The sequence below is a fragment of the Roseateles sp. P4_D2 genome (genome assembly GCF_056401875.1).
In genome coordinates this window covers 641,795-662,052 of sequence record NZ_JBFUIM010000001.1, presented here as the reverse complement: position 1 = coordinate 662,052, position 20,258 = coordinate 641,795, and the positions used below count along the sequence as shown (strand labels likewise).

Genomic DNA, 20,258 nt, shown 5'->3' with positions numbered 1-20,258 from the left:
GACAAGTACGCAGCAGGTTTATGGGACAGGTTTGTCCCACGACACGCACGCCATCCACCTCACCAGAATCCGCGGCTTCTTCAACCCAGTGCCCCGACCCGGGGCCGACAGGAGCTTGCATGAAGACCTGGTTCAAGCTGACCGCCGCTGCCCTTGCCGTTGCTGCCATGAGCAGCAGCCATGCCGCCAGTACCGAATGCCTGGATGTGCGCCTCACCAATGCCACGCCCGTCGTGAATGGCGATGTGGACGTCCACGTGGATGTCGCCGTGACCAACCAGTGCCGCACCGCCGTGCAGGTGCTGCGCTGGCAGCTACCCAGCGACACCATGAGCGGCTCGCTGTTCACCGTGACGCGCGACGACCGCCCGGTTCGCTACACCGGCGCCGTCATCAAGCGCGCGGCGCCCCAGGCCAAGGACTATGTGGAGATCGCCGCTGGCGCCACGCTGAACTACAAGGTCGAACTGACCGGCCACTACGACTTCAGCAAGAACGGCCGCTACGCCATCGAGTTCCACAGCGACCGCGGCACCCACGGCTCGGGCGCCCAGTCCATGCACAGCGCGACGACCACCTACCTGTGGGCGCAGGGCCGCAACGAGAAGCTGGACGCTGCCAGCGCCGACGACGAGGCGGCCACCACGATGCGCGCCAACGCCACCGCGGCAGCCGCCAGCATCTCCTACACCGGCTCCTGCACCAGCAGCCAGAAGTCCTCGCTGGCCTCAGCCGTCACGGCAGCCACCAACTACGCGTCCAGCTCGACCACCTACCTCAACGGCACGCCGTCGGGCACGCCGCGCTACACGAGCTGGTTCGGCGCCTACACCTCGTCACGCTGGAACACGGCCAAGGATCACTTCACCAAGGCCCGCAACGCCTTCCAGACCGCCGCCCTGACGCTGGACTGCAGCTGCAACGACAGCGGCACCTACGCCTATGTCTACCCGACGCAGCCGTACAAGATCTACGTCTGCGGCGCCTTCTGGAGCGCGCCGATGACGGGCACCGACAGCAAGGGCGGCACCCTGGTGCACGAGATGATGCATTTCAACGTCATCGCCGGTACCGACGACTGGGCCTATGGCCAGAGCGCGGCCAAGAGCCTGGCCAAGTCCAACCCGACCAAGGCGCTGGACAACTCGGACAACCACGAATACTTCGCTGAGAACAGCCCCTTCCAGAACTGAGTTCCCTCGCGTTTGACGCGCCGCCTTCGGGCGGCGCTTTTTTTGGGGGCTGCCGATCGTGCGGCCCTGGGCTAGGCTCGCAACCATGCGTCTTCACCGCCTATATCTCGCAACCGCAGCCTTGTTCACAGCCTGCCTTTCGTCCATGGCCCTTGCCGTAACGCCCCTGCAGCATGCCGAGCTGAGCTGCCAGTTCCAGGCCACACCCAAGCCCGACGGCCAGGTGTTGCTGCAATTCAAGCTGAGCAACAACGGCAAGCGCGATCTGCACCTGCTGCGCTGGGGCAGCCCCTTCGAGGGCGCCTGGTTCGGACCTTTCGTACAGGCCAGCACGCCACAGGGGAAACTGACTTTCCAGGGCGCGATGCGCAAACGCGGCGATCCGTCGGCCCAGGACTATCTGCACCTGCCAGCCGGCGAGAGCCTGAGCGCGGAACTGACGCTGAACGACGCCTTCACGGTGCCTCCCACCGGCACCCTGCGATTGAAGGCCCACTGGCATTGGCACGACATGATGCTCCGCGGCACACCGCCACGGCCGCGCGCTCAACACCGCGGTCTGGACCAGGACTGCGGCGAAGTCACGCTGAACCGCTGACGGCCTCACCTGACGAACGACTGCCGCCGACAGCGGCGTTACGCTGCCGCCCTTTCGCTCCCCCCCCGCCCTCCATGCACCGCCTTCCTGGCCTCGACCTCCTGCGCAGCATCGCCATCGTCTGGGTGATGTGCTTCCACACCTTCCTCATCGGTGGCCTGGGGCCGGACTGGACCTGGCTGACCCGCTTCGGCTGGGCGGGCGTGGACATCTTCTTCGTGCTCAGCGGCTTCCTGATCGGCTCGCAACTGCTGCGCAAGCTGCAGCGGAGCGAAGCGCTGCGCTTGAGCGACTTCTACTGGCGCCGGGCCTGGCGCATCCTGCCGGCCTTTGCCGTCGTGCTGGCCATCTACGTGGCCTTCCCGGTGCTGCGCGAGGAGCCGAACCTGGAAGCCTGGTGGCAGTTCGCCAGCTTCACGCTCAACCTGCTGATCGACTACGGCCACAACCAGGCCTTCTCGCATGCCTGGTCGCTGTGCGTGGAGGAGCATTTCTATCTGCTCTTCCCGCTCTTGGCCTGGTGGATCACACGTCGTCCCTCCGCCACACGCTTCGCCAGCCTGTGCGCCGCCCTGGTGCTGGGCGGCATTGCGCTGCGCGCCGGCATCTGGCTGCACAACGACGCCATCCAGCCGCAGCGACCCTGGTTCATCGAAGACATCTACTACCCGACCTGGACGCGCCTGGACGGTCTGTTGGTCGGCGTCATGCTGGCCGCACTGCGCGTGTATCGGCCGCAGCTGTGGACGCGGCTGCAGGCGCGCTCGACGGCCCTGCTGTTCGCCGGGCTGGCATTCGCCGCCCTCGCCTTCTGGCTGTTCCGCGACCGCACCGGCCTGGTTGCCAACGCCGTCGGCTGGCCGCTGCTGTCCTTTGGCTTCGGCCTGCTCGTGCTGTCGGCCAGCGCGCCGCAGGGCTGGCTGGGTCGCCGCGCGGTGCCGGGCGCCGGCTGGCTGGCGGCCGCCTCCTACAGCCTCTACCTGAGCCACAAGATCGCGATGCATGCCGTCCACACCTGGATCGCACCCGCGCTGCCGCTGCAGGGACCGGCCCTGTTCCCGGTCTATGCCGTCGTCATCCTGGCCGTGGGCGCCGCCCTGCACTATCTCGTCGAAAAGCCGGGCCTGCAACTGCGCGACCGCCTGGCCCGCTCGCCGCGAACCATTGAAACTGGCAGCATGCCGGCATGACGATCCAACCCGGCTCCGAACTCCATCTGCGTGACCTCGCCCGGCTGCGCCGCGTGCGCGACCGCATCGACCGCGAGTACGCCCAGCCGCTGGACGTCGAGGCCCTGGCCCACGGCGTGCACATGTCGGGCGGCCACCTCAGCCGGCAGTTCCGGCTGGCCTACGGCGAGTCGGTCTACAGCTATCTGATGACGCGGCGCATCGAACGCGCCATGGCCCTGCTGCGGCGTGGCGACCTGAGCGTCACCGAGGTCTGCTTCACCGTCGGCTGCTCATCGCTCGGCACCTTCAGCACCCGCTTCAGCGAGCTGGTGGGCCAGTCGCCAAGCGCCTACAAGCGCGACCAGGCCCAGGCGACGGCGGGCATGCCGTCGTGCGTCGCGCGCCAGGTAACGAAACCGATCAGGAATCGAGAAGCGCCGGAATCGAGCGAAACCTAGACTTCTTTCCGTGCCTTAACCACCCACGGAGATTGACCCCATGGACATCAGCATTCACTCCAGCTTCCTGCCCCAATCCGACCCGGAAGCCTCGCTGGCCTTCTACCGCGACACCCTCGGCTTCGAGGTGCGCAACGACGTCGGCTACAACGGCCTGCGCTGGATCACGGTCGGCCCGGTCGGCCAGCCCAACACCTCCATCGTGCTGCACCCGCCAGCGGTCACGCCGGGCGTCACCGAGGACGAGCGCCGCACCATCACCGAGATGATGGCCAAGGGCACCTTCGGCATGCTGATCCTGGCCACCGCTGACCTGGACAAGACCTTCGCCAAGCTGCAGGCCGAGGACGCCGAGATCGTCGAGGAACCGACGATGCAACCCTACGGCGTGCGCGATTGCGCCGTCCGCGACCCCGCAGGCAACCTGCTGCGCATTCAAGAGAAGCGCTGAATGGCCGACGCTGACAACCACGACCGCATCCGCGTGCAGGGCGCACGTGAGAACAACCTCAAGGACGTCAGCGTCGACATCCCCAAGCGGCGGCTGACCGTGTTCACCGGCGTGTCCGGCTCGGGCAAGAGCTCCCTCGTCTTCGGCACCATCGCAGCCGAGTCGCAGCGCCTCATCAACGAGACCTACAGCGCCTTCGTGCAGGGCTTCATGCCCACGCTGGCGCGGCCCGAGGTGGACGTGCTGGAGGGCATCACCACGGCCATCATCGTCGACCAGGAGCGCATGGGCGCCAATGCCCGCTCCACGGTCGGCACGGCCACCGACGCCAACGCCATGCTGCGCATCCTGTTCAGCCGCGTCGGCAAGCCCCACATCGGCCCGCCCGGCGCCTTTGCCTTCAATGTGCCCTCGGTGCAGGCGACCGGCGTCATTACGGTCGACAAGGGCGGCGCGAGCAAGGCCGTCAAGCAGACCTTCTCGCGCACCGGCGGCATGTGCCCGCGCTGCGAGGGCATGGGATCGGTGTCGGACTTCGACCTCGACCAGCTCTACGACTCGAGCAAGTCCCTCAACAGCGGCGCCATCAACATCCCCGGCTACAGCATGGAAGGCTGGTACGGCCGCATCTTCCGCGGCTGCGGCTTCTTCGACCCCGACAAGCCGATTGCCAAATTCACCAAGCGAGAGCTGCATGACCTGCTGCACAAGGAGGCGACCAAGATCAAGGTCGATGGCATCAACCTGACGTATGCCGGCCTCATCCCCTCGATCCAGAAGTCCTTTCTGTCGAAGGACGTCGATGCGCTGCAGCCGCACATCCGTGCCTTTGTCGACCGCGTCATCACCTTCCAGACCTGCCCCGAATGCCATGGCACGCGGCTCAGCGAAGCGGCCCGCAGCTGCAAGATCGGCAAGCACAGCATCGCCGACGCCTGCTCAATGCAGATCAGCGACCTGGCCGACTGGGTGCGCGGCTTGAAGGGCGCCGAGGTCGCACCGCTGCTGAAGGCCCTGAGCCATCTGCTCGATGCCTTTGCCGAGATCGGCCTGGGCTATCTGTCGCTGGACCGGCCAACCGGCACGCTGTCCGGTGGCGAGGCCCAGCGCGTGAAGATGATCCGCCACCTCGGCTCGTCGCTGACCGATGTCAGCTATGTCTTCGACGAGCCGACCACCGGCCTGCACCCGCACGACATCCAGCGCATGAACGAGCTGCTGGGCCGGCTGCGCGACAAGGGCAACACCGTGCTCGTCGTCGAGCACAAGCCCGAGGTCATCGCGATTGCCGACCATGTCGTCGACCTCGGTCCCGGCGCGGGTGCGGCCGGCGGCGAGGTCGTCTATGAAGGCAGCGTCGCCGGCCTGCGCAAGAGCGGCACGCTGACGGGCCGACACCTCGACGACCGCGCCGCGCTGAAGGACAAGGTGCGCAAGCCCGCTGGCGCGCTGAAGATTCGCGGCGCCAGCACGCACAACCTGCAGAAGGTCAACGTTGACATCCCGCTCGGCGTGCTCTGCGTCGTCACCGGCGTGGCCGGCTCGGGCAAGAGTTCGCTGATCCACGGCTCGGTGTCCAAGCTGGATGGCGTCGTCGCCATCGACCAGGCCGCCATCCGCGGTTCGCGGCGCAGCAACCCGGCCACCTACAGCGGCCTGCTCGACCCCATCCGCAGCGCCTTCGCCAAGGCCAATGGCGTCAAGCCGGCGCTTTTCAGCGCCAACTCGGAAGGCGCCTGCCCGACCTGCAACGGCGCCGGCCTGATCTTCACGGACCTGGGGCCGATGGCCACCGTGTCCACGGTCTGCGAAGACTGCGGCGGCAAGCGCTTCCAGGCGGCCGTGCTCGAATACAAGCTGGGTGGGAAAGACATCAGCGAAGTGCTGGCCATGTCGGTTGCCGAGGCGGCGGCATTCTTCTCCAAGCTCACGCCCGCTGCGCATGCGATTCTGGAAAGGCTGTCAGACGTCGGCCTGGGCTATCTCAGCCTCGGCCAGCCGCTGACCACCTTGTCGGGTGGCGAACGCCAGCGCCTCAAGCTCGCGACGCAGATGGCCGAGAAGGGCGACGTCTATGTGCTGGACGAGCCGACAGCCGGCCTGCACCTGGCCGACGTGGCGCAATTGCTCGGCCTGCTGGACCGGCTGGTGGACGCCGGCAAGTCCGTCATCGTCATCGAGCACCACCAGGCCGTCATGGCGCATGCGGACTGGATCATCGACCTCGGCCCAGGCGCGGGCCATGACGGTGGCCGGGTCGTCTTCGAGGGCACACCGGCCGATCTGATTGCCAAGCCCTCAACCCTGACGGGCGAGCATCTGGCGGACTACGTCGGCGCGGCCAAGCCCAAGGCGCGAGCCAAGAAATCCTAGGCCTGCACCGGCACGCTGATCTCGAACCAGAACCGGCTGCCTTGCGCCAGCCGGCTCTCCAGTTTGATCTCGCCGCCCATCATGCGCACCAGCTGCCGGCTGATGGCCAGGCCCAGGCCCGTGCCACCGACACGCTGCTCGGCATTGCCGGCCTGCTCGAAGGGCTCGAACAGGCGGTAGACCTGGTCGTCGGCGATGCCCACGCCGGTGTCCTGCACTTCGAAGCACAGCCGCACATGGCCCGGCTCGGTGTCGGCCAGCGGCGGCAGGGCGCGTGCCATCAGCAGCACGCCGCCGACATGGGTGAACTTGACCGCGTTGCCCAGCAGGTTCAGCAGGATCTGGTTGAGCCGCTTCTCGTCGGCCAGCACGACCGCTGGCAGCTGCGGGTCGAGCTGCAGATCGAGCGTGATGTGCTTGCCCTCGGCCATCACGCGCACGATGTCGATCACGGCCTGCAGGCGCGGGACCAGTTCGACGGGACCGATGCGCAGCTCGGCCTTGCCGGCCTCGATGCGCGACAGGTCGAGGATGTCGACAATCAACGTCAGCAGGTGCTGGCCGCTGCTGTGGATGATGTCCAGGCCGTTGCGCTGCTTCGGCGTCAGGCCGTCGTCCATCTTCAGGATCTGCGCATAGCCCATGACGGCGTTCAGCGGCGTGCGCAGCTCGTGGCTCATGCGCGCCAGGAACTGGCTCTTGGCGCGGCTGGCGATCTCGGCACGCTCCTTGGCGTCGCTGAGTTCCAGCGTGCGCTCGGTCACCAGGTCCTCGAGGTGGTCACGGTGGGCGCCAAGTTCGGTCTCGCGCTCCTGCAGCGCAGTGATCATGCGGTTGAAGGTCTCGGCCATCGCCGCGATGTCCCGCGGGCCGCCGGCCGGCGCACGGGCATCGTTGTCGCCCAGCTCGACCCTCTCCATGGCCTCGGACAAGGCACCCAGCGGCCGCGTCAGGCGCAGGATCAGGAAGCGCACCGCCAGCAGGAAGATGGTTGCAAACAGCACGGCCACGCCGAAGTTGGCGAGGAAGAGCGAGGCCTGGGTGCGGTGCAGCGTCGCCTTGCTCAGCACGATGCGCACATGGCCGAGCAGTTGCGCGGGGCGCAGCGTCACGTCAAAGGGTGAGGCCTCGGGGCGAGTCCAGACCGGTGCGGCGAAGGCCCAGCTGTCTTCCGTCTCCTGGTCGAGCCAGGGTTCGCTGGCCGCCGGGTCGGGCACGGCCGGTGACGTGGTTGTGGGCAGGCGGTCCCGCTCGGGGCCCAGCGCCAGCAGCAGCCGGCCCTTGGTGTCGCGGATCTCGATGCCCATCACGTCCGGGAAGGCCAGCGAGGCGCGCACCGCCTCCTCGGCGTTGTCGGCAGCGGCGTACAGTAGGGCCAGCGAGCTGTTGGACGCCAGGTTGGCTGCCACGCGCCCCCCCTGCTCCATCAGCATGGCCCGCACCTGGCGGCCACCTTGCCAGGCGTTGACGACCGCCATCAGCAAGGCCAGGCAGAGCGTGCCCAGCGCGACGGCGACGCTGAGATGGCGGCGGAACGAGGTCTCGCGCAACCAGCGCGCGTAGACGCGCAGCGGCCACGACCGCTGCGGCGGCGCGGCCACAGGCACGCTTTCATCCCGAAGGATGAGGGGCGGCTGGCTGTCCAGTGGAACGGGTGGCGTCACTCTCGAACCTCAGCTGGAGGGATAGACCAGATCGAATCCCGACTGCACGGTGGCGACGTCAAGTCCCAGGTGCGCGGCGGTGCGGATGTTGATGGCGGCGCGTGCCTGGCGCAACGGCAGCACGCCGGCCGCGCCCGCTTTAGGGTTGGACGCGAGGCGTTGGGCCGACACGGCCAGTGAGCGCCCGAGTTCATGGTTGTCCGGGTAGAGCGAAAACAGTGCGCCGCGCTTCACATGCGCCAGGTGGCTGGAGAACACGGCGATGTTGCGGTTCCAGCCTTCCTTGAGTACCAGCGTGAGCACGACGTTGTCGTCCACGGTCGTCGGGTCCTGCGGCAGCCAGACGGCGTCGCGGGCCGGGTCGGCCGAGGCCAGCAGCTGGGCGTAGGCGCGCAGAGCCTCGGCCTGATCGGCGGCTTCCTGGGCCAGCAGCTCCAGGCCTTCGGCCCGGGCCGCCTCGCGCGCCAGCTTCACCAGCCAGGTGTTCAGCTTGGGGTCGTAGACCAGGTGCACACGACGCGTGGACGACTTCAGGCGCCGGAGTCGCGCGAGCAGCAAGGCCGGGTCGGGCGCCAGCGTGTGGATGGGAAAGTTGCGGGCCTCGGACTCCTGCACCGACACGACGCAGCCGACCATCACGGCCAGCTCGTCGGCCAGCGCCGCCGCGACGCGCATGCCGCCGCGCCCCAGGCCGATCAATACCTTGACTTCTCGCTTGCGCACCTCGTCGGCGACCTGCGCCGGATTGGCGTTGCTGGCCAACGCGAAGCTCGTGACCGAGCCGCCGAGCCTGTCCTCGATGCCTTCGATGATGGTGGTGAAGACCTGGCGAAAGGGTTCGCCGAGTTCGGGATAGACAACCACCAGCGAGCGCCCGAGCTCGGCCGCCGCGGCCGAACCACCGGTCAGCACCACGGCACCGCCCAGGGCCTGCTGCAACAAGGCGCGGCGCGTGGCGGGGCGAAGGCAACCGGGCTCAGTCAAAAGAAGAACGCTGTGTGGCAGGGTCGGGACAGGTGGGCGGCATTATGCAAAGGCCCGGACGCCTTGGCGGTACAGAGCCGGAACAGCGGCGCGCGCCGAGGAACAGCGTCGTCCTCGACATGCCGTTGCGCAGCAGCGGTTCAGGCATGAACAGGCTGCAGATGCCGAGGCGGATGCACAGCGGCAAACGCCACCGCAACGACGCCGAAAGCCCGTCGCAACGGCGCATGGCAAGGGGCTTTCGATAGGCAACCGGAGGCAATCAATGGGGCTCTGAGCGTTCCGACGCCGGGCGCAAGGTGGGGCATTATGCAGACGGCCACAGGCCTCATGCGCTCCGCTCCGGGAGGAGTTCACGATCGCGCCACAGTCTCTGACGCGACTAGCCGGACCGCCCCTGGGTAACAGCACAATACGCGCCCATTCACCCTCCACCTCGGAGACGCTGGCAATGAGACCTTTCTTTGGCTTGGTGATCCTCGGCGGCGTCTGCCTGACGGCCGCGTCGTCACCTGCCCTCGCACAGGGGCCCAGCGAAGAGGAAGAACTGGCCCAGGTCTACGGCGACAAGACCACCATCAGCATCGCCACCGGTACGGCCCAGACCCTGCGCCGCGCGCCTGCCGTGGCGACCGTCATCACGGCCCAGGACATTGCCGTCATGGGCGCCGCCGACCTGGACGAGGTACTGGAGACCGTGCCGGGCCTGCACGTGAGCCGCAGCACCGGGGCCTATTCGCCGCAGTACCTGATCCGCGGCGTGGCCAGCGATTTCAATCCTCAGGTGCTGATGCTGCAGAACGGCGTGCCCATGACCACGCTGTATGTCGGCAGCCGTGGCGTCATCTGGGGCGGCCTGCCGCTGCAGAACATCGCGCGCATCGAGATCATCCGCGGCCCAGGCTCGGCGCTGTATGGCGCCGACGCCTATTCGGGCGTCATCAACATCATCACCAAGAGCGCACAGGACATCCAAGGCACCGAGCTGGGCCTGCGCGCCGGCTCCTTCAGCACCCGGGACGCCTGGCTGCAGCATGGCGGCAAACTGGGCGCCCTTGACCTGGCCGCCTTCCTGCGCGTCGGGCGCAGCGATGGTTTCAGGCGCATCGTCGAGTCGGACGCCCAGACCGGCCTGGACGCCGTGTTCGGCACCCACGCCAGCCTGGCGCCGGGCCCCGTCAGCACGGGCTATCACGCCGTCGATGGCGGCCTGGAGCTGGGTTACGGCAAGTGGCGGCTGCACGCCGGCTACAAGGACCGCCGCGACGTGGGCACAGGCGCGGGCATCGCCGGCGCCCTCGATCCCGTGGGGCGAATGGGATCGCAACGCGCCGAACTCGATACGGGTCTCAGTGATGTCGACCTGTCGTCGGGGTGGCGGCTGAGCGTGAACGCCAGCTATCTGCACTACACGCAAAAGCTCTCCGTGCCCGTCCAGCTGTTCCCGCCCGGGGCTTTTGGCGGCTCATTCCCGAACGGCGTGTTCGGCTCACCCAACACCTGGGAGCGGCAGGCGCGCCTGTCCACCGCTCTCACCTACAGCGGCTGGGCCGGCCATCATTGGCGCATCGGTCTCGGTCACGACGACCTGAATCTCTACCGCACCCGGGAGTTGAGGAACTTCAACGTCATCACGTCGGGGCCTCTCACCGGCGTGCCGGTTCCCACACCCGGCGGCCAGCTCATCGAGGCGCCGGTGAACGACTCCTTCCTGGCGCCTCACCAGCGCCGTGTCGACTACGCCTACATCCAGGACGAATGGAGCTTCGCCAGGGACTGGACATTGACGGCCGGCGTGCGGCAGGACCGCTATTCCGATTTCGGCCGCACCACCAACCCGCGCGTCGCGCTGGTGTGGGACGCCAGCCTGGACCTCACCGCCAAGCTGCTCTACGGCAGCGCGTTCCGGGCGCCGTCGTTCAACGAGCAATACGGCGTCAACCCGGTGGCCAGCGGCAATGCGGCCATCCGGCCCGAGACCATGCGCACGGTCGAAGCCGCGCTGCAGTGGCATGCCAGCCGGGAGCTGCAGCTGAACTTCAACGTCTTCCGCTATGCCATGGGGGACATCATCAAGACCACCTCCAACCCGGCGCCCGCACCCGGCGCGACCTTCCGCAATGCCGGCTCGCAGCATGGCACCGGCGCCGAGGTCGAGTGGGTGTGGGATGCGCGGCGCGATCTGCGCTTCACCGGCAACTATGCCTACCAGCGCTCCATCGACGAGTTGAACCGGACCGACGCCGGTTATGCCCCGCACCACCACCTGAATGCACGGCTCGACTGGTCATTCGCGGGTGATTCCACCCTCAGCGGACGGGTCAACCGCGTGGGCGACCGCGTGCGCGTCTACGGCGATGCCCGCCCCAACCTGCCCGGCTACACGACGCTGGACCTGAGCCTCAGGACCGCACTTGCCAAGACGGGCTGGGAGCTGTCCTTCGCGCTGCTGAACGCCCTCAACGCCGATGTGCGCGAACCCAGCCTGCCCAGCACCGGCATTGCCAACGACCTGCCCATGGCGGGGCGCTCGCTGACAGCTCAAGCCAGCTACAAGTTCTGAGTTCCAGGCCAGCGCCTCTTGGGCGCGCCCTCATAGGCCATGTGATCACAGGACAGCGGGAACAGCGCGCCCGCGGGGCGCTCGGCGGCCTCGATATAGCAGGGCGTCATGCCCGCCAGCAGCATCGGCACCTGGAAGTGGTGGAATTCGGTGACCGACAGGCCCAGGTCCGCGGCCAGTCCCGCGGTGAAAGCCGCATAGTTCATCTTCAGCCGCGCATCGCGTGCGACCAGCAAGCGCTCAACCTCGTGCGCCAGGGCGAGGTGGGGTCCGTCGGCCAGCCCCAGCTCGCGGGCAATGCCCAGCAGCCAGGGCAGGCGCTCATCGGTCGAGTGGATGGGTCGGCCGTAGCCAAAGATGCGCCGCTGCGCCAGCTCCTGCTGCACGATGTCCGCCAGCGGTTCACCCGCGCTGACGCCGCGCTGCGCCTTGATGAGAAAGTCGATCGCCCGCACGCAGGGATGACCACCGTAGACGGTCGCCTCCGACATGCCCAGCGCGGCCGACATGCCCAGCGCCGGCGTGCTGCGCGCACTGCCTGCCAGCGCCGCGACGCGGTTGTTCCACAGGCGCGCATCGGGGTAGCTGGTGCAGACCCACATCGCGTGCAGAAGCTTCAGCGCCGGTTCGTCGAAGCGCCGGCCGGTGATCGACAGCATGTAGAGCTCGACCCAGTCTGCGTGCCGCAGGTCTTCGTGCAGGTCATGGCCAAGGAAGACCGCACGGGTGCCGACAAAGGCCTTGCCGGCGCGTGTTGCCAACGGCTTCATGCGGCCACCTGTTCGGCAGGGTCGTTCAGCAGGTCCAGCTCGAAGAACGGGAACTGTTTGGGGCCGATGCCGCGCTGCTCCAGTGCATGCGCGGCGGCACCGGGCAGACGCAGCAGCAGGTAGAGCATCTCGCCCTGCTCTGCCGTGAAGCCCAGGTCGGTCAAGGCGGCGGCGGCCACGCCCGTCATGGCCAGCGGCATGCTCGCCACGGCTTCCAGCGCCGGCTGCTGGCTTGCCAGCCAGGCGCTGCGCAGGCTCCTGGTATTGCGCGCCAGGTGGGTCAGCAGTTGCTGGGCGAGGGGCGCCATGCGCTCGGCGTGCGCGTCGAAGCCCGGCAGGTGATCGCATTCGGGCCAGATGCTGGCCACGCCAGCGTCGGTCTGGCGGAGTGCCTGCGTCCACGGCGCGAGGTCGGTGCCGCAGCGCTGCCAGAGTTGCATCGCATGGAAGACCTCGCGCGCACCGCCTTGCTGGCCGGCGCCCACCGCCAGCGCGGCCATCAGGCTGGCGGCGGCGGTCGAACCACCGGTGCCGGCGCACATCGCCGCATGCACCGACGGGTCGCGCGGCCCCGGATTGGCCAGCGCAAGTGCCAGGTCTTCCAGCAAGGCAGCCTGTGCGGGCTCGGGCGCTTCACCGCGGAACAGCAGGAAGAGCATCTCGACCCAACGCGCACGCCCCAGCATCTCGCCATAGACGTCATAACCGTGGCAGTAGGCGGCGCGCGTGGCGAAGGCGTTGCCGGGCTCGGGCTCCTCCAGCCAGATGCGCGTGTGCACTCGCTGCAGCGCTGTCATCGCGCCGTTCCCAGCGTCTTCATACGCAGGTTCATCGGCGGCACTTCCTCGCCGTCGATGCGGATGTCCAGCAGCGTCGGCCCCTGGCGCGACAGCAGCGCGTCGAAGTCCAGCGCGTCCAGGTCCTTTGGCGAGCGGATCACATGCCCCGGGATGCCCATGGCGGCGGCCATCATCGCGAAATCGACCTTGGGCAGCTGGAAGCCGATGGGCTCCGCGCCCGCCAGGCGCTGGCCATGCTTGACCATGCCCAGCGCGCCGTCGTTGAGCACGACATAGAGCACAGGCAGACCCAGCTCGGCGGCCACCGTGATCTCCTGGCCGTTCATCAGATAGCTGCCGTCGCCCGTCAGGCAGACGACCGGGCAGCGCCGGTTGGCCATCGCAATGCCCACCGCCGAACCAATGGCCCAACCCATGGGCGCGAAGTCCATCGTCACGCGCAGCCAGCTGGAGCTGCGCGAGCGCCTTTCCTTGCCGGCCGGCAGATAGGCACCACCCGGCATGCGGGCGCGCTGGTCGTGCGGCGCCAGATAGTGCACCGCCCAGGCGGCGCTGTTGCCGGCGTCGGCGACGAAACGGGTCTGCGGCGGGCAACGCTCGCTCAGGGTGGCCAGCAGGCGCTGCGGCTTCACCGGCGCGCTGTCGCTGTGGATGGCCTGCGGGTTGTCGACCATGGCCTCGTAGGCCTGGCGCGCCACCTGCGGATGCATGAAGGGCAGCAGTTGCCCTTCCGGACCGTTCTGCGACGGGGCCAGCAGCGTCATCAACTGCTCGCACACCGACTTGATGTGGCCGCGCACATGCAGCCGCGCCATCTGCGAGCGCATCAGGTTCTCGTCGCTGTCGTCCACATGGACGAGGCGGCTGTTCAGCAGCGCGGCTGACCACCCCCCGCTGTTGAACTCACCGAAGCCCGTGCCCAGGGCGATGACCAGATCGGGCTCGCTCGACAGCAGCTCGGCCGCGCTGGCATGGCCACCAAAACCGAACACGCCTTGATACCGCGGGTGACGCGGGTTGATGAAGCCCTTGCCGTCGGGCGTCGTGATGAAGCTGCCGTCGGTCAGCTGCACCAACTGCATCAATTCGTTGGCGGCATCGCCGCAACCGTCACCAATCAGCCACACGGGCTGGCGGGCCGAGAACAGCAGGCGCGCGAGCTGGCGCACGGAGGGCAGGTCAACCATGGCCGGCGCGCGGCGCAGCAGGCCGGCAAAGTCCGGCGTTTCCATGCCGTCGGGCAGAGGCTCGCGCAGGATGTCCACCGGGATGGACAGGTGACTGGGGCCGCTGGGGGCTCGCTGCGCCTGCATCAGCGCGTTGAAGAGCTTGGTGGGCAGTTGCTCGGCGTGTGAGACCAGCGAGTTGTAGCGCGTGCAGGGGCGGAACATCGCCATTGTGTTGATGCCGGTGCAGCTCGATTCCTGCAGCGCGCCCTTGCCGAAGTTCTTGATCGGCGGCTGGCCGGTGATGACCAGCATGGGCACGTTGTTGTCATAGGCGCAGGCCACGCCGGTGATCAGGTTGGTGGCACCCGGCCCCGAGGTGGCGATGCACACGCCGATGCGGCCGGTCTCGCGGGCATAGCCGTCGGCCATGTAAGCCGCACCTTGTTCGTTGCGGGCCACGACGGCCTGTGGGCCACCGCGGCGAGCGCTGCGCGCCAGGGCGTTGTAGAGCGGTTCGATGGCGCCGCCCGGGACGCCGAACACATATTCGACGCCCAGCGCGGCCAATGCATCGACCAGCAAATCGGCGGCGTCGCGCACGGCAGGTTCGCGCGCCCCATCCGACGCCGGATGGGGCGCCTCGGTATAGAACGGGGCGAGAGCAGTATTTGATTCCACGTTGCAGCAGTCGATAGACACCGCACCGGAAGGCCGCATGGCGCTGCGAAGAGCGCCATGCACCTGCTTGTCGGCACGACATCGGGAAGGATGAGTCCACCATCGATGAACCCAGAACGGTCGTCCGAAACCATTCGGACAACCTCGCTCCTCCCTACGTGCGCTTGGGGCGCCGGTGCTGACTACACCCGGCCCTGCGACATCTATGCCAGCACGTGAATACGTTTCCGCAACCGCGCAATGACCGCAACTGTATCCATATGCAACAAAACTACATCCCCGCGAATGCGGGCGGCAGGACATCACAGGGTCAGGGCTTGACCTTCACTCCTGTAAGTTGCGCGACAGCTGCGAGTGTTGTCTGCGCCGCGTTGAGGCCGAGCAGGAAATCCTTGTCCGAGTAGTTCACGAACAGGTCGGTCGGCTGATGCCAATGCGGGTTCCAGCCTGCGCCGATCTGCTGGCCGCGCTCGTTCTCGCGCAGCGAGATGGCCGGCACCTCGTCCATGAAGGGTGTGGAGTCGGTGTTGGTCATGTGAAAGCCCACGGCCGCCGGGTAGTTCGTCGCGTACTTGTCGTTCGCAGCGCGGAAGTGCCAGGCCAGCTTGGCCGCGCCGTCCGCATGCTTGGACGTGGACTGATACTCGATGTTCACGTCGGCCTCGGCACGCTGCTCCTTCGGCGGCGCGTAGACCGGCTGGCCTTTGGCATCCAGCACCGGCTTGCCCGCCGCGTCCAGCTTGGGCACAGGCATGCCGTGGTCGAACATCATCATGTCGTGCTGGATCATGCCCAGCCACTTCGGCTCCGGGTAAAGCCCTGAGCCCTTGGGCGACTCGATGCCCTGCAAGCCCTTGCGCTGCTCGACATAGGCATAGGCGCCGTTCAGGCCGGTCTCCTCGTTGTTCCACAGCACGAAGCGGATGGAGCGCTCCGTCGTCACGCCGGGCAGGCTGAGGATGCGCGCCAGCTCCATGACCAACGCGGTGCCAGAGCCGTTGTCATTGGCGGCTTCGCCCCAGCCGATGCCGTCCATGTGCGCGCCGACGATGTACATCTCGTCCGGCCGAGTGGTGCCGACCTTGGTGCAGTACACGTTCTCGCGCAGCGAAGTGCCCTCGGGCGTCGGCTCGGCATTGAGCTTGCGCAGGCGCTCGTCGGGTTGGGCCAGCGGGTCGGTATTCACGCCGATGGGCGCGCGCTTGCCGAACAGCGTGCTGCCGCCCTGCCCCGCCGGGCCACCGGCCAGCGGGCCGCGCGGCGCGGCCGGTGTGCGCTTGGCGGGTTCGGTGAAGGAGTACTGCAACCGCTCGGTGTTCGTGCAGCCATAGCTTTTCAACTGCGCCTCGATCCAGTCCAGCGCCGCCCGGTTGCGCGCCGTGCCCTGGCGGCGGTCGCCGAACTGCGTCAGGCCCTTGATGGTGGCCTTGTACTTCTCGAGCTCCAGGTGCTTGACCAGGGTGGCGACGGGATCGGCCGCATCGGCGGCTTGCGCCTGGGCCAGGCCGGTGGCAGCGATCAGTGCGGCGGCGACGGTGGCGGTCTTGAAGGACATGGCTGGCGAAGTTGAGTCGGGCAGGCACGCATCCTAGGCCGGCAGCCCCAGGCTCGCTGACAGCAGCAAGGCCGGCGTGGCGCGGTCATCCGGGTCGGTCACTAGCAACAGTTGCAGCGCGCCGTTCTCGACGGTCACGGCGATGCCCTCGGCCTTGCAGCGCAAGGACAGCGGCCACATGCCGACCAAGCGCCCATCCGCCGCCACGACCCCGACGGCCGACCCTCGGCACGGGCCGTCCAGATAGCTGTCGTCCGTGGCCTCCGCCGCCGCGCAGAACACCCAGCCCCCGTGCGGCAGCGCCGCGCCATCGGTGAAGCACATCGGCACGCCGTCGATGTCACCCAGTTCGTACTGCATGCCCGACACCGGCTCGGGCGCCTGCCCCGCGCCGTCCAGCCAGGCCTGGATCGCCAGCCAGTCGTAACTGATCAGCACATTGACCGGGCTGGCCTGGTTGCCCCGCTGCAGCAGGCAGAACCGGCCGGCAGCGACAAAGGCGCCCTCGATGTTCAGCTGCTCGTGCCGGGCGTGCAGCGGCTCGTACAAGGGCGAGAGGTCGATCTCGCGGACAGCGCCATGGAGCTCACCCGCCGCGTTGCACGCCAGCAGCGCCGCGCGTTGGCGTTGGGGCCGGGACCCGGAACCCAAGGCCAGCAGAGCACCCTGCGGGCAGCCCGCCCAGGGCGGCAAGCGGGCCAGCGCCTCCAGGTCGGGCTTGGCGGCCTTGCGGGCCTTGGGCTTGTCAGGCAGTTCGCCGTCGAAGAGCCTGTGCAGCCGGCCGGGGCGGTCGCCCGACAAGCCAAAGACGGCCAGCGTGTGCTCGTCATCGGCAACGACGAACAGCCGCTGCCCAACCTGAACCAGACTGCTGGCTGCGCTGAGGTGGCCCAGAGCGGCATTTGTCTCGACGGACAGGGTTCGGACGACTCGGACCTTCAGCATGGCAAAGCTCCCTGCAAGCGGGCGGGCGATGCTAGCGGCGCTGGGAGAGCGGCTGAAGTTGTGTGGCCAGTTGGGGCGTCTGGCTGAGACGATTTGCAGCGGGATCGAACATTAACCACTCATCGGTACGATGCTGTGTGGGGTAGCGGGCCGCAGCCATGACGATCTTGATCCAGACTGCCAACCATTCAAGAAGGCCTAGTGAAAAAGCGATGCGACCTGCGCGACCGAAGACGGAAAGAGAGTTGCGGCAAGACGCCCTGATGAAAAGGCTGCATGAGCGGAGCAACGTCATACCTGCGGTCTGCCTGTTGGAAAGTGACCCGCCCGAGCAACGGTTCGCCATCAGGGAGATGACGCTAGACGATGTCGGTGCGGTCGTTGACATATCGCGGCGCACCCTGACACCGAAAGCAGGAAGTTCCGAAGAGCTTAAGCACCTGATTGGGCAACTTATCGAGCAAGCTGAACTGGGGGAGGTTAATTGTGGACAACCGCCTAGAAAAGTCTGCAAAGCGGAGCTCGAAGAGTTCCAACTCTTGATCGGGTTGCCGGTCTTCAGCTACCGCGCGACGTAGGTTTCAGCGGATGGCGAACGACCGCTCGCCTTAAGCGGTCGTCGCAAAGGCAGCTTGCTTCTTTGACGGCAAGCTGCAGGAGTTCTTGCTGGCTCCGGTACATTTTCTGACATATGGATAAGCCAACCGTATTTATCGCGTCCTCGAAAGAGGGCTTGTCCATCGCAGACGCCATCAATGTGAACCTTGATCACGAGATGCAATGCACCCTGTGGCGGAACGGGACTTTTAAGCTTGGATCAGATCAGCTCGGCGATCTAGTCAGGAAGTCTTCTTCCGTTGACTTTGCGATCTTTGTTTTTTCTCCTGACGACGTCTCAACCATCAGAGACAAGGCCCAGGTGGTTGCTCGTGACAATGTGGTGTTCGAGCTGGGCCTGTTCATCGGCGCGCTCGGCAAAGACCGCTGCTACGTAGTCAAGCCACGGGGCGTTGACATGCATCTACCTTCAGACCTGGCAGGCGTAGTTACAGCCGACTTTGCGGCGGACCGTTCTGACGGCGACATCGCATCAGCCTTAAATGCCGCCTGCAAGCAAATCAAGGATCGAACTAAGGAGTTGGGTGTGCTGCCTCGTTCAGCAGTCTCTCAATGGCGTTCTCCTGGTCAGCACGTTGCAAACCCCGCTGAGTACGAGTTGAGCGACCTGGACCTTGAACTGCTTGGAAAGTGCGCTCATGGCCATGTTGCTTTTCCGCAAGGCCGCTCGTACCACCACATAGTCGACAAGGTCGGTGGACCTGACTTTCGAATCGCGCTTTCGATGGTGAAGTTGGGGCGTCTAGGCTATATCGAAAAGTCCATCGAGACGGACGAGCACGACGCCTACTACGCATATCGAATTACTGACGCTGGCCTTGATGCATTTGTGGCGCATGAAGATCGGTACGCCGACATGCACGAAGCGGAGGCGAGCCGTGGGTATGGCGCTCCTGCTTCCAGGCCGCGACGTCCCACGCCAGCCGCGGCGCCCAAGTCGACCGGGTTTGACGACATGGATGACGATATTCCGTTCTAGGGCTAGCCACACAACGCGGAAGCTCGGCGATGAATGCCAGCTCGCAGCCTGAAGTCGAGTCTCGCTCCAGAGTTATGGGGCTCACCACGCACTCGCCTCACGCCCCGCCACTCGCGTCATCCCCTTGCGCAGCTCCCCCACCCACAGCACGCTGCTCGCCATCCCCACACAGACGGCCCACTGCTGCAAGCTCAGCGGCGCAGTACCGAAGGCCAGGTTCAACGGCGCGAAATGAACCGCCGCCACCTGTAGCAGCACCGACAGCGCAATCGCGCCCCACAGCCAGCGGTTGACGAAGAGATTGCGAAACGCGCTGGCCGTCTCTGACCGAGCGTTGAAGCAGTTGAACAACTGCGCCAGCACCAGCACCGTGAAGCCGGCCGTGCGCGCGGGCGAGGTCGCCCTCCCCCGCAATCAGGCCGCCGGGCAAGTAGAGGTCAATCGTCGCCAGCGTCGCGAGCGCCATTGCCAAGCCTGTCCACACCACGCCCCACAGCATGGGCGCGTCGATGGCGCGCTCGTCGGGCCGGCGGGGCGCTGGCAGCGCTTCAGCCTGTCACGCCGCCACCCCGAACAATTTGCCGACGCCCGCCGTGATCGCCATCGCCAGCGCGCCCCAGAACGTCACCCGCACGATGCCGCGTGCGATTGGGGCGCCGCCCGTGTAGGCCGCCAGCCCCCCAGCAGCGCCAGAAACAACAGCGGCGTGGCGCCAACGATCAGCACGAGGGAATGCGCCGGTGCCAGCCAGGCGCTGAGCAGGGGCAGGCCTGCCCCGACCGTGAATGCGGCTGCCGATGCCCATGCCGCCTGCAAGGGCCTGGCGCCGACGGCCTCCGAGATGCCGAGTTCGTCGCGGGTGTGGGCGCCGAGCGCATCGGTGGCCATCAACTGCCGGGCGACCTGTTGCGCAAGTGCGGGGTATAGGAGCCTGTCGGGCTTTGGGTCGGGTGCGCGCCGGGGCAACGCGTCATTCGAGGCCGGCGCGCCGCAGCCTGGCGCGCAAGGCATTGATCTCCTCCAGCAGGTCGAGCACCAGGGCCGCGCCGGCGGTGCCGAGTGCGAGGTCGGCGTTCAGGCGCAAGGCCGTGCGCGTCGCGCGCAGCGATGTCCCCGTGAAGGCCCACTGCTGCGGCGCGTCGCCCTCGGGTTGCAGCACGCCTTCGTCGACCAGCGACAGCACCTGGGCCGGGCTCGCACCGGCGGCCTGGCACAGGCCGCTCAGGCTGAAGACGATCTCTTCCTCGACGATGACAGCGTCGATCACATCACTTGAGTTGTCGGCCAT

At 67.1% G+C, this 20,258-nt stretch carries 18 protein-coding genes and 1 pseudogene; 9 read left to right on the top strand and 10 right to left on the bottom strand.

Going from position 1 to position 20,258, the window contains the following annotated elements; all coding sequences use genetic code 11:
- Positions 1 to 119: 119 nt before the first annotated feature.
- From AC1DW0_RS03050 to AC1DW0_RS03025, 6 genes are all read left to right on the top strand, one after another.
- Positions 120 to 1,193: a M35 family metalloendopeptidase gene (locus AC1DW0_RS03050; RefSeq protein ID WP_477944899.1), complete on the top strand. Its 1,074-nt coding sequence runs from the start codon at positions 120 to 122 to the stop codon at positions 1,191 to 1,193.
- 145 nt (positions 1,194 to 1,338) lie between these two features.
- Complete coding sequence (locus AC1DW0_RS03045; RefSeq protein WP_457354940.1) at positions 1,339 to 1,791, top strand: hypothetical protein; 453 nt, start codon at positions 1,339 to 1,341, stop codon at positions 1,789 to 1,791.
- Positions 1,792 to 1,865: 74 nt separating this feature from the next.
- Entirely contained in the window at positions 1,866 to 2,981 is a 1,116-nt protein-coding gene (locus AC1DW0_RS03040) for an acyltransferase family protein (RefSeq protein WP_477944898.1), read from the top strand.
- Positions 2,978 to 3,421, top strand: a complete 444-nt coding sequence (locus AC1DW0_RS03035) for a helix-turn-helix transcriptional regulator (protein WP_477944897.1) — start codon at positions 2,978 to 2,980, stop codon at positions 3,419 to 3,421. Before AC1DW0_RS03040 ends, AC1DW0_RS03035 begins: the two co-directional genes overlap by 4 nt.
- 40 nt (positions 3,422 to 3,461) lie before the next feature.
- Complete coding sequence (locus AC1DW0_RS03030) at positions 3,462 to 3,872, top strand: VOC family protein (protein WP_477944896.1); 411 nt, start codon at positions 3,462 to 3,464, stop codon at positions 3,870 to 3,872.
- Complete coding sequence (locus AC1DW0_RS03025) at positions 3,873 to 6,245, top strand: ATP-binding cassette domain-containing protein (protein WP_477944895.1); 2,373 nt, start codon at positions 3,873 to 3,875, stop codon at positions 6,243 to 6,245.
- On the opposite strand, the gene AC1DW0_RS03020 is transcribed toward AC1DW0_RS03025, so the two are convergent.
- Complete coding sequence (locus tag AC1DW0_RS03020; RefSeq protein ID WP_457354950.1) at positions 6,242 to 7,909, bottom strand: ATP-binding protein; 1,668 nt, start codon at positions 7,907 to 7,909, stop codon at positions 6,242 to 6,244. The genes AC1DW0_RS03025 and AC1DW0_RS03020 overlap by 4 nt on opposite strands.
- Positions 7,910 to 7,918: 9 nt before the next feature.
- Positions 7,919 to 8,851 (bottom strand): hypothetical protein, encoded by a 933-nt coding sequence (locus AC1DW0_RS03015; protein WP_457354952.1) that lies wholly within the window; start codon positions 8,849 to 8,851, stop codon positions 7,919 to 7,921.
- A 493-nt stretch (positions 8,852 to 9,344) separates the two neighbouring features.
- On the opposite strand from AC1DW0_RS03015, the gene AC1DW0_RS03010 reads away from it, so the two are divergent.
- Positions 9,345 to 11,456: a TonB-dependent receptor plug domain-containing protein gene (locus tag AC1DW0_RS03010; RefSeq protein WP_056196057.1), complete on the top strand. Its 2,112-nt coding sequence runs from the start codon at positions 9,345 to 9,347 to the stop codon at positions 11,454 to 11,456.
- On the opposite strand, the gene AC1DW0_RS03005 is transcribed toward AC1DW0_RS03010, so the two are convergent.
- The 5 genes from AC1DW0_RS03005 to AC1DW0_RS02985 form a co-directional block, all read right to left on the bottom strand.
- Positions 11,444 to 12,226 carry a citrate/2-methylcitrate synthase gene (locus AC1DW0_RS03005; RefSeq protein WP_477944894.1) on the bottom strand — a complete coding sequence of 261 codons (783 nt, stop codon included), beginning with the start codon at positions 12,224 to 12,226 and terminating at the stop codon, positions 11,444 to 11,446. The two genes, AC1DW0_RS03010 and AC1DW0_RS03005, sit on opposite strands and share 13 nt — an antisense overlap.
- Entirely contained in the window at positions 12,223 to 13,023 is an 801-nt protein-coding gene (locus tag AC1DW0_RS03000; protein ID WP_477944893.1) for a citrate synthase family protein, read from the bottom strand. The genes AC1DW0_RS03005 and AC1DW0_RS03000 overlap by 4 nt, the downstream gene beginning before the upstream one ends.
- Complete coding sequence (locus tag AC1DW0_RS02995) at positions 13,020 to 14,873, bottom strand: thiamine pyrophosphate-binding protein (protein ID WP_477944892.1); 1,854 nt, start codon at positions 14,871 to 14,873, stop codon at positions 13,020 to 13,022. The genes AC1DW0_RS03000 and AC1DW0_RS02995 overlap by 4 nt, the downstream gene beginning before the upstream one ends.
- 310 nt (positions 14,874 to 15,183) lie before the next feature.
- Entirely contained in the window at positions 15,184 to 16,428 is a 1,245-nt protein-coding gene (locus AC1DW0_RS02990; protein WP_477944891.1) for a M28 family metallopeptidase, read from the bottom strand.
- Between the two features lie 33 nt (positions 16,429 to 16,461).
- Positions 16,462 to 17,373 (bottom strand): DUF6929 family protein, encoded by a 912-nt coding sequence (locus AC1DW0_RS02985; RefSeq protein WP_477944890.1) that lies wholly within the window; start codon positions 17,371 to 17,373, stop codon positions 16,462 to 16,464.
- Between the two features lie 158 nt (positions 17,374 to 17,531).
- Here AC1DW0_RS02985 and AC1DW0_RS02980 point away from each other — a divergent pair, with 158 nt between their 5' ends.
- Positions 17,532 to 17,951 carry a hypothetical protein gene (locus AC1DW0_RS02980; RefSeq protein WP_477944889.1) on the top strand — a complete coding sequence of 140 codons (420 nt, stop codon included), beginning with the start codon at positions 17,532 to 17,534 and terminating at the stop codon, positions 17,949 to 17,951.
- A gap of 113 nt (positions 17,952 to 18,064) precedes the next feature.
- Positions 18,065 to 18,970 (top strand): TIR domain-containing protein, encoded by a 906-nt coding sequence (locus tag AC1DW0_RS02975; protein WP_477944887.1) that lies wholly within the window; start codon positions 18,065 to 18,067, stop codon positions 18,968 to 18,970.
- A gap of 81 nt (positions 18,971 to 19,051) precedes the next feature.
- Here AC1DW0_RS02975 and AC1DW0_RS02970 read toward each other — a convergent pair whose 3' ends face one another.
- From AC1DW0_RS02970 to AC1DW0_RS02960, 3 genes and pseudogenes are all read right to left on the bottom strand, one after another.
- Entirely contained in the window at positions 19,052 to 19,384 is a 333-nt protein-coding gene (locus tag AC1DW0_RS02970; RefSeq protein WP_477944885.1) for a cation transporting ATPase C-terminal domain-containing protein, read from the bottom strand.
- Positions 19,385 to 19,526: 142 nt separating this feature from the next.
- Positions 19,527 to 19,903 (bottom strand): annotated as a pseudogene (locus tag AC1DW0_RS02965) (VIT1/CCC1 transporter family protein); the annotation flags it as partial.
- A 37-nt stretch (positions 19,904 to 19,940) separates the two neighbouring features.
- A complete protein-coding gene (locus AC1DW0_RS02960; protein ID WP_477944883.1) occupies positions 19,941 to 20,258 on the bottom strand; it encodes a chaperone modulator CbpM in 318 nt (105 codons plus the stop codon).

Coding starts and splice junctions, on each gene's coding strand:
- AC1DW0_RS03000 (WP_477944893.1), bottom strand. CDS start 13,023: ATGACAGCGCTGCAGCGAGTGCACACGCGCATCTGGCTGGAGGAGCCC.
- AC1DW0_RS03040 (WP_477944898.1), top strand. CDS start 1,866: ATGCACCGCCTTCCTGGCCTCGACCTCCTGCGCAGCATCGCCATCGTC.
- AC1DW0_RS02990 (WP_477944891.1), bottom strand. CDS start 16,428: ATGTCCTTCAAGACCGCCACCGTCGCCGCCGCACTGATCGCTGCCACC.
- AC1DW0_RS02980 (WP_477944889.1), top strand. CDS start 17,532: ATGACGATCTTGATCCAGACTGCCAACCATTCAAGAAGGCCTAGTGAA.
- AC1DW0_RS02960 (WP_477944883.1), bottom strand. CDS start 20,258: ATGGCCGACAACTCAAGTGATGTGATCGACGCTGTCATCGTCGAGGAA.
- AC1DW0_RS03045 (WP_457354940.1), top strand. CDS start 1,339: ATGGCCCTTGCCGTAACGCCCCTGCAGCATGCCGAGCTGAGCTGCCAG.
- AC1DW0_RS03035 (WP_477944897.1), top strand. CDS start 2,978: ATGACGATCCAACCCGGCTCCGAACTCCATCTGCGTGACCTCGCCCGG.
- AC1DW0_RS03025 (WP_477944895.1), top strand. CDS start 3,873: ATGGCCGACGCTGACAACCACGACCGCATCCGCGTGCAGGGCGCACGT.
- AC1DW0_RS02985 (WP_477944890.1), bottom strand. CDS start 17,373: ATGCTGAAGGTCCGAGTCGTCCGAACCCTGTCCGTCGAGACAAATGCC.
- AC1DW0_RS03010 (WP_056196057.1), top strand. CDS start 9,345: ATGAGACCTTTCTTTGGCTTGGTGATCCTCGGCGGCGTCTGCCTGACG.
- AC1DW0_RS02975 (WP_477944887.1), top strand. CDS start 18,065: ATGGATAAGCCAACCGTATTTATCGCGTCCTCGAAAGAGGGCTTGTCC.
- AC1DW0_RS03005 (WP_477944894.1), bottom strand. CDS start 12,226: ATGAAGCCGTTGGCAACACGCGCCGGCAAGGCCTTTGTCGGCACCCGT.
- AC1DW0_RS03030 (WP_477944896.1), top strand. CDS start 3,462: ATGGACATCAGCATTCACTCCAGCTTCCTGCCCCAATCCGACCCGGAA.
- AC1DW0_RS03050 (WP_477944899.1), top strand. CDS start 120: ATGAAGACCTGGTTCAAGCTGACCGCCGCTGCCCTTGCCGTTGCTGCC.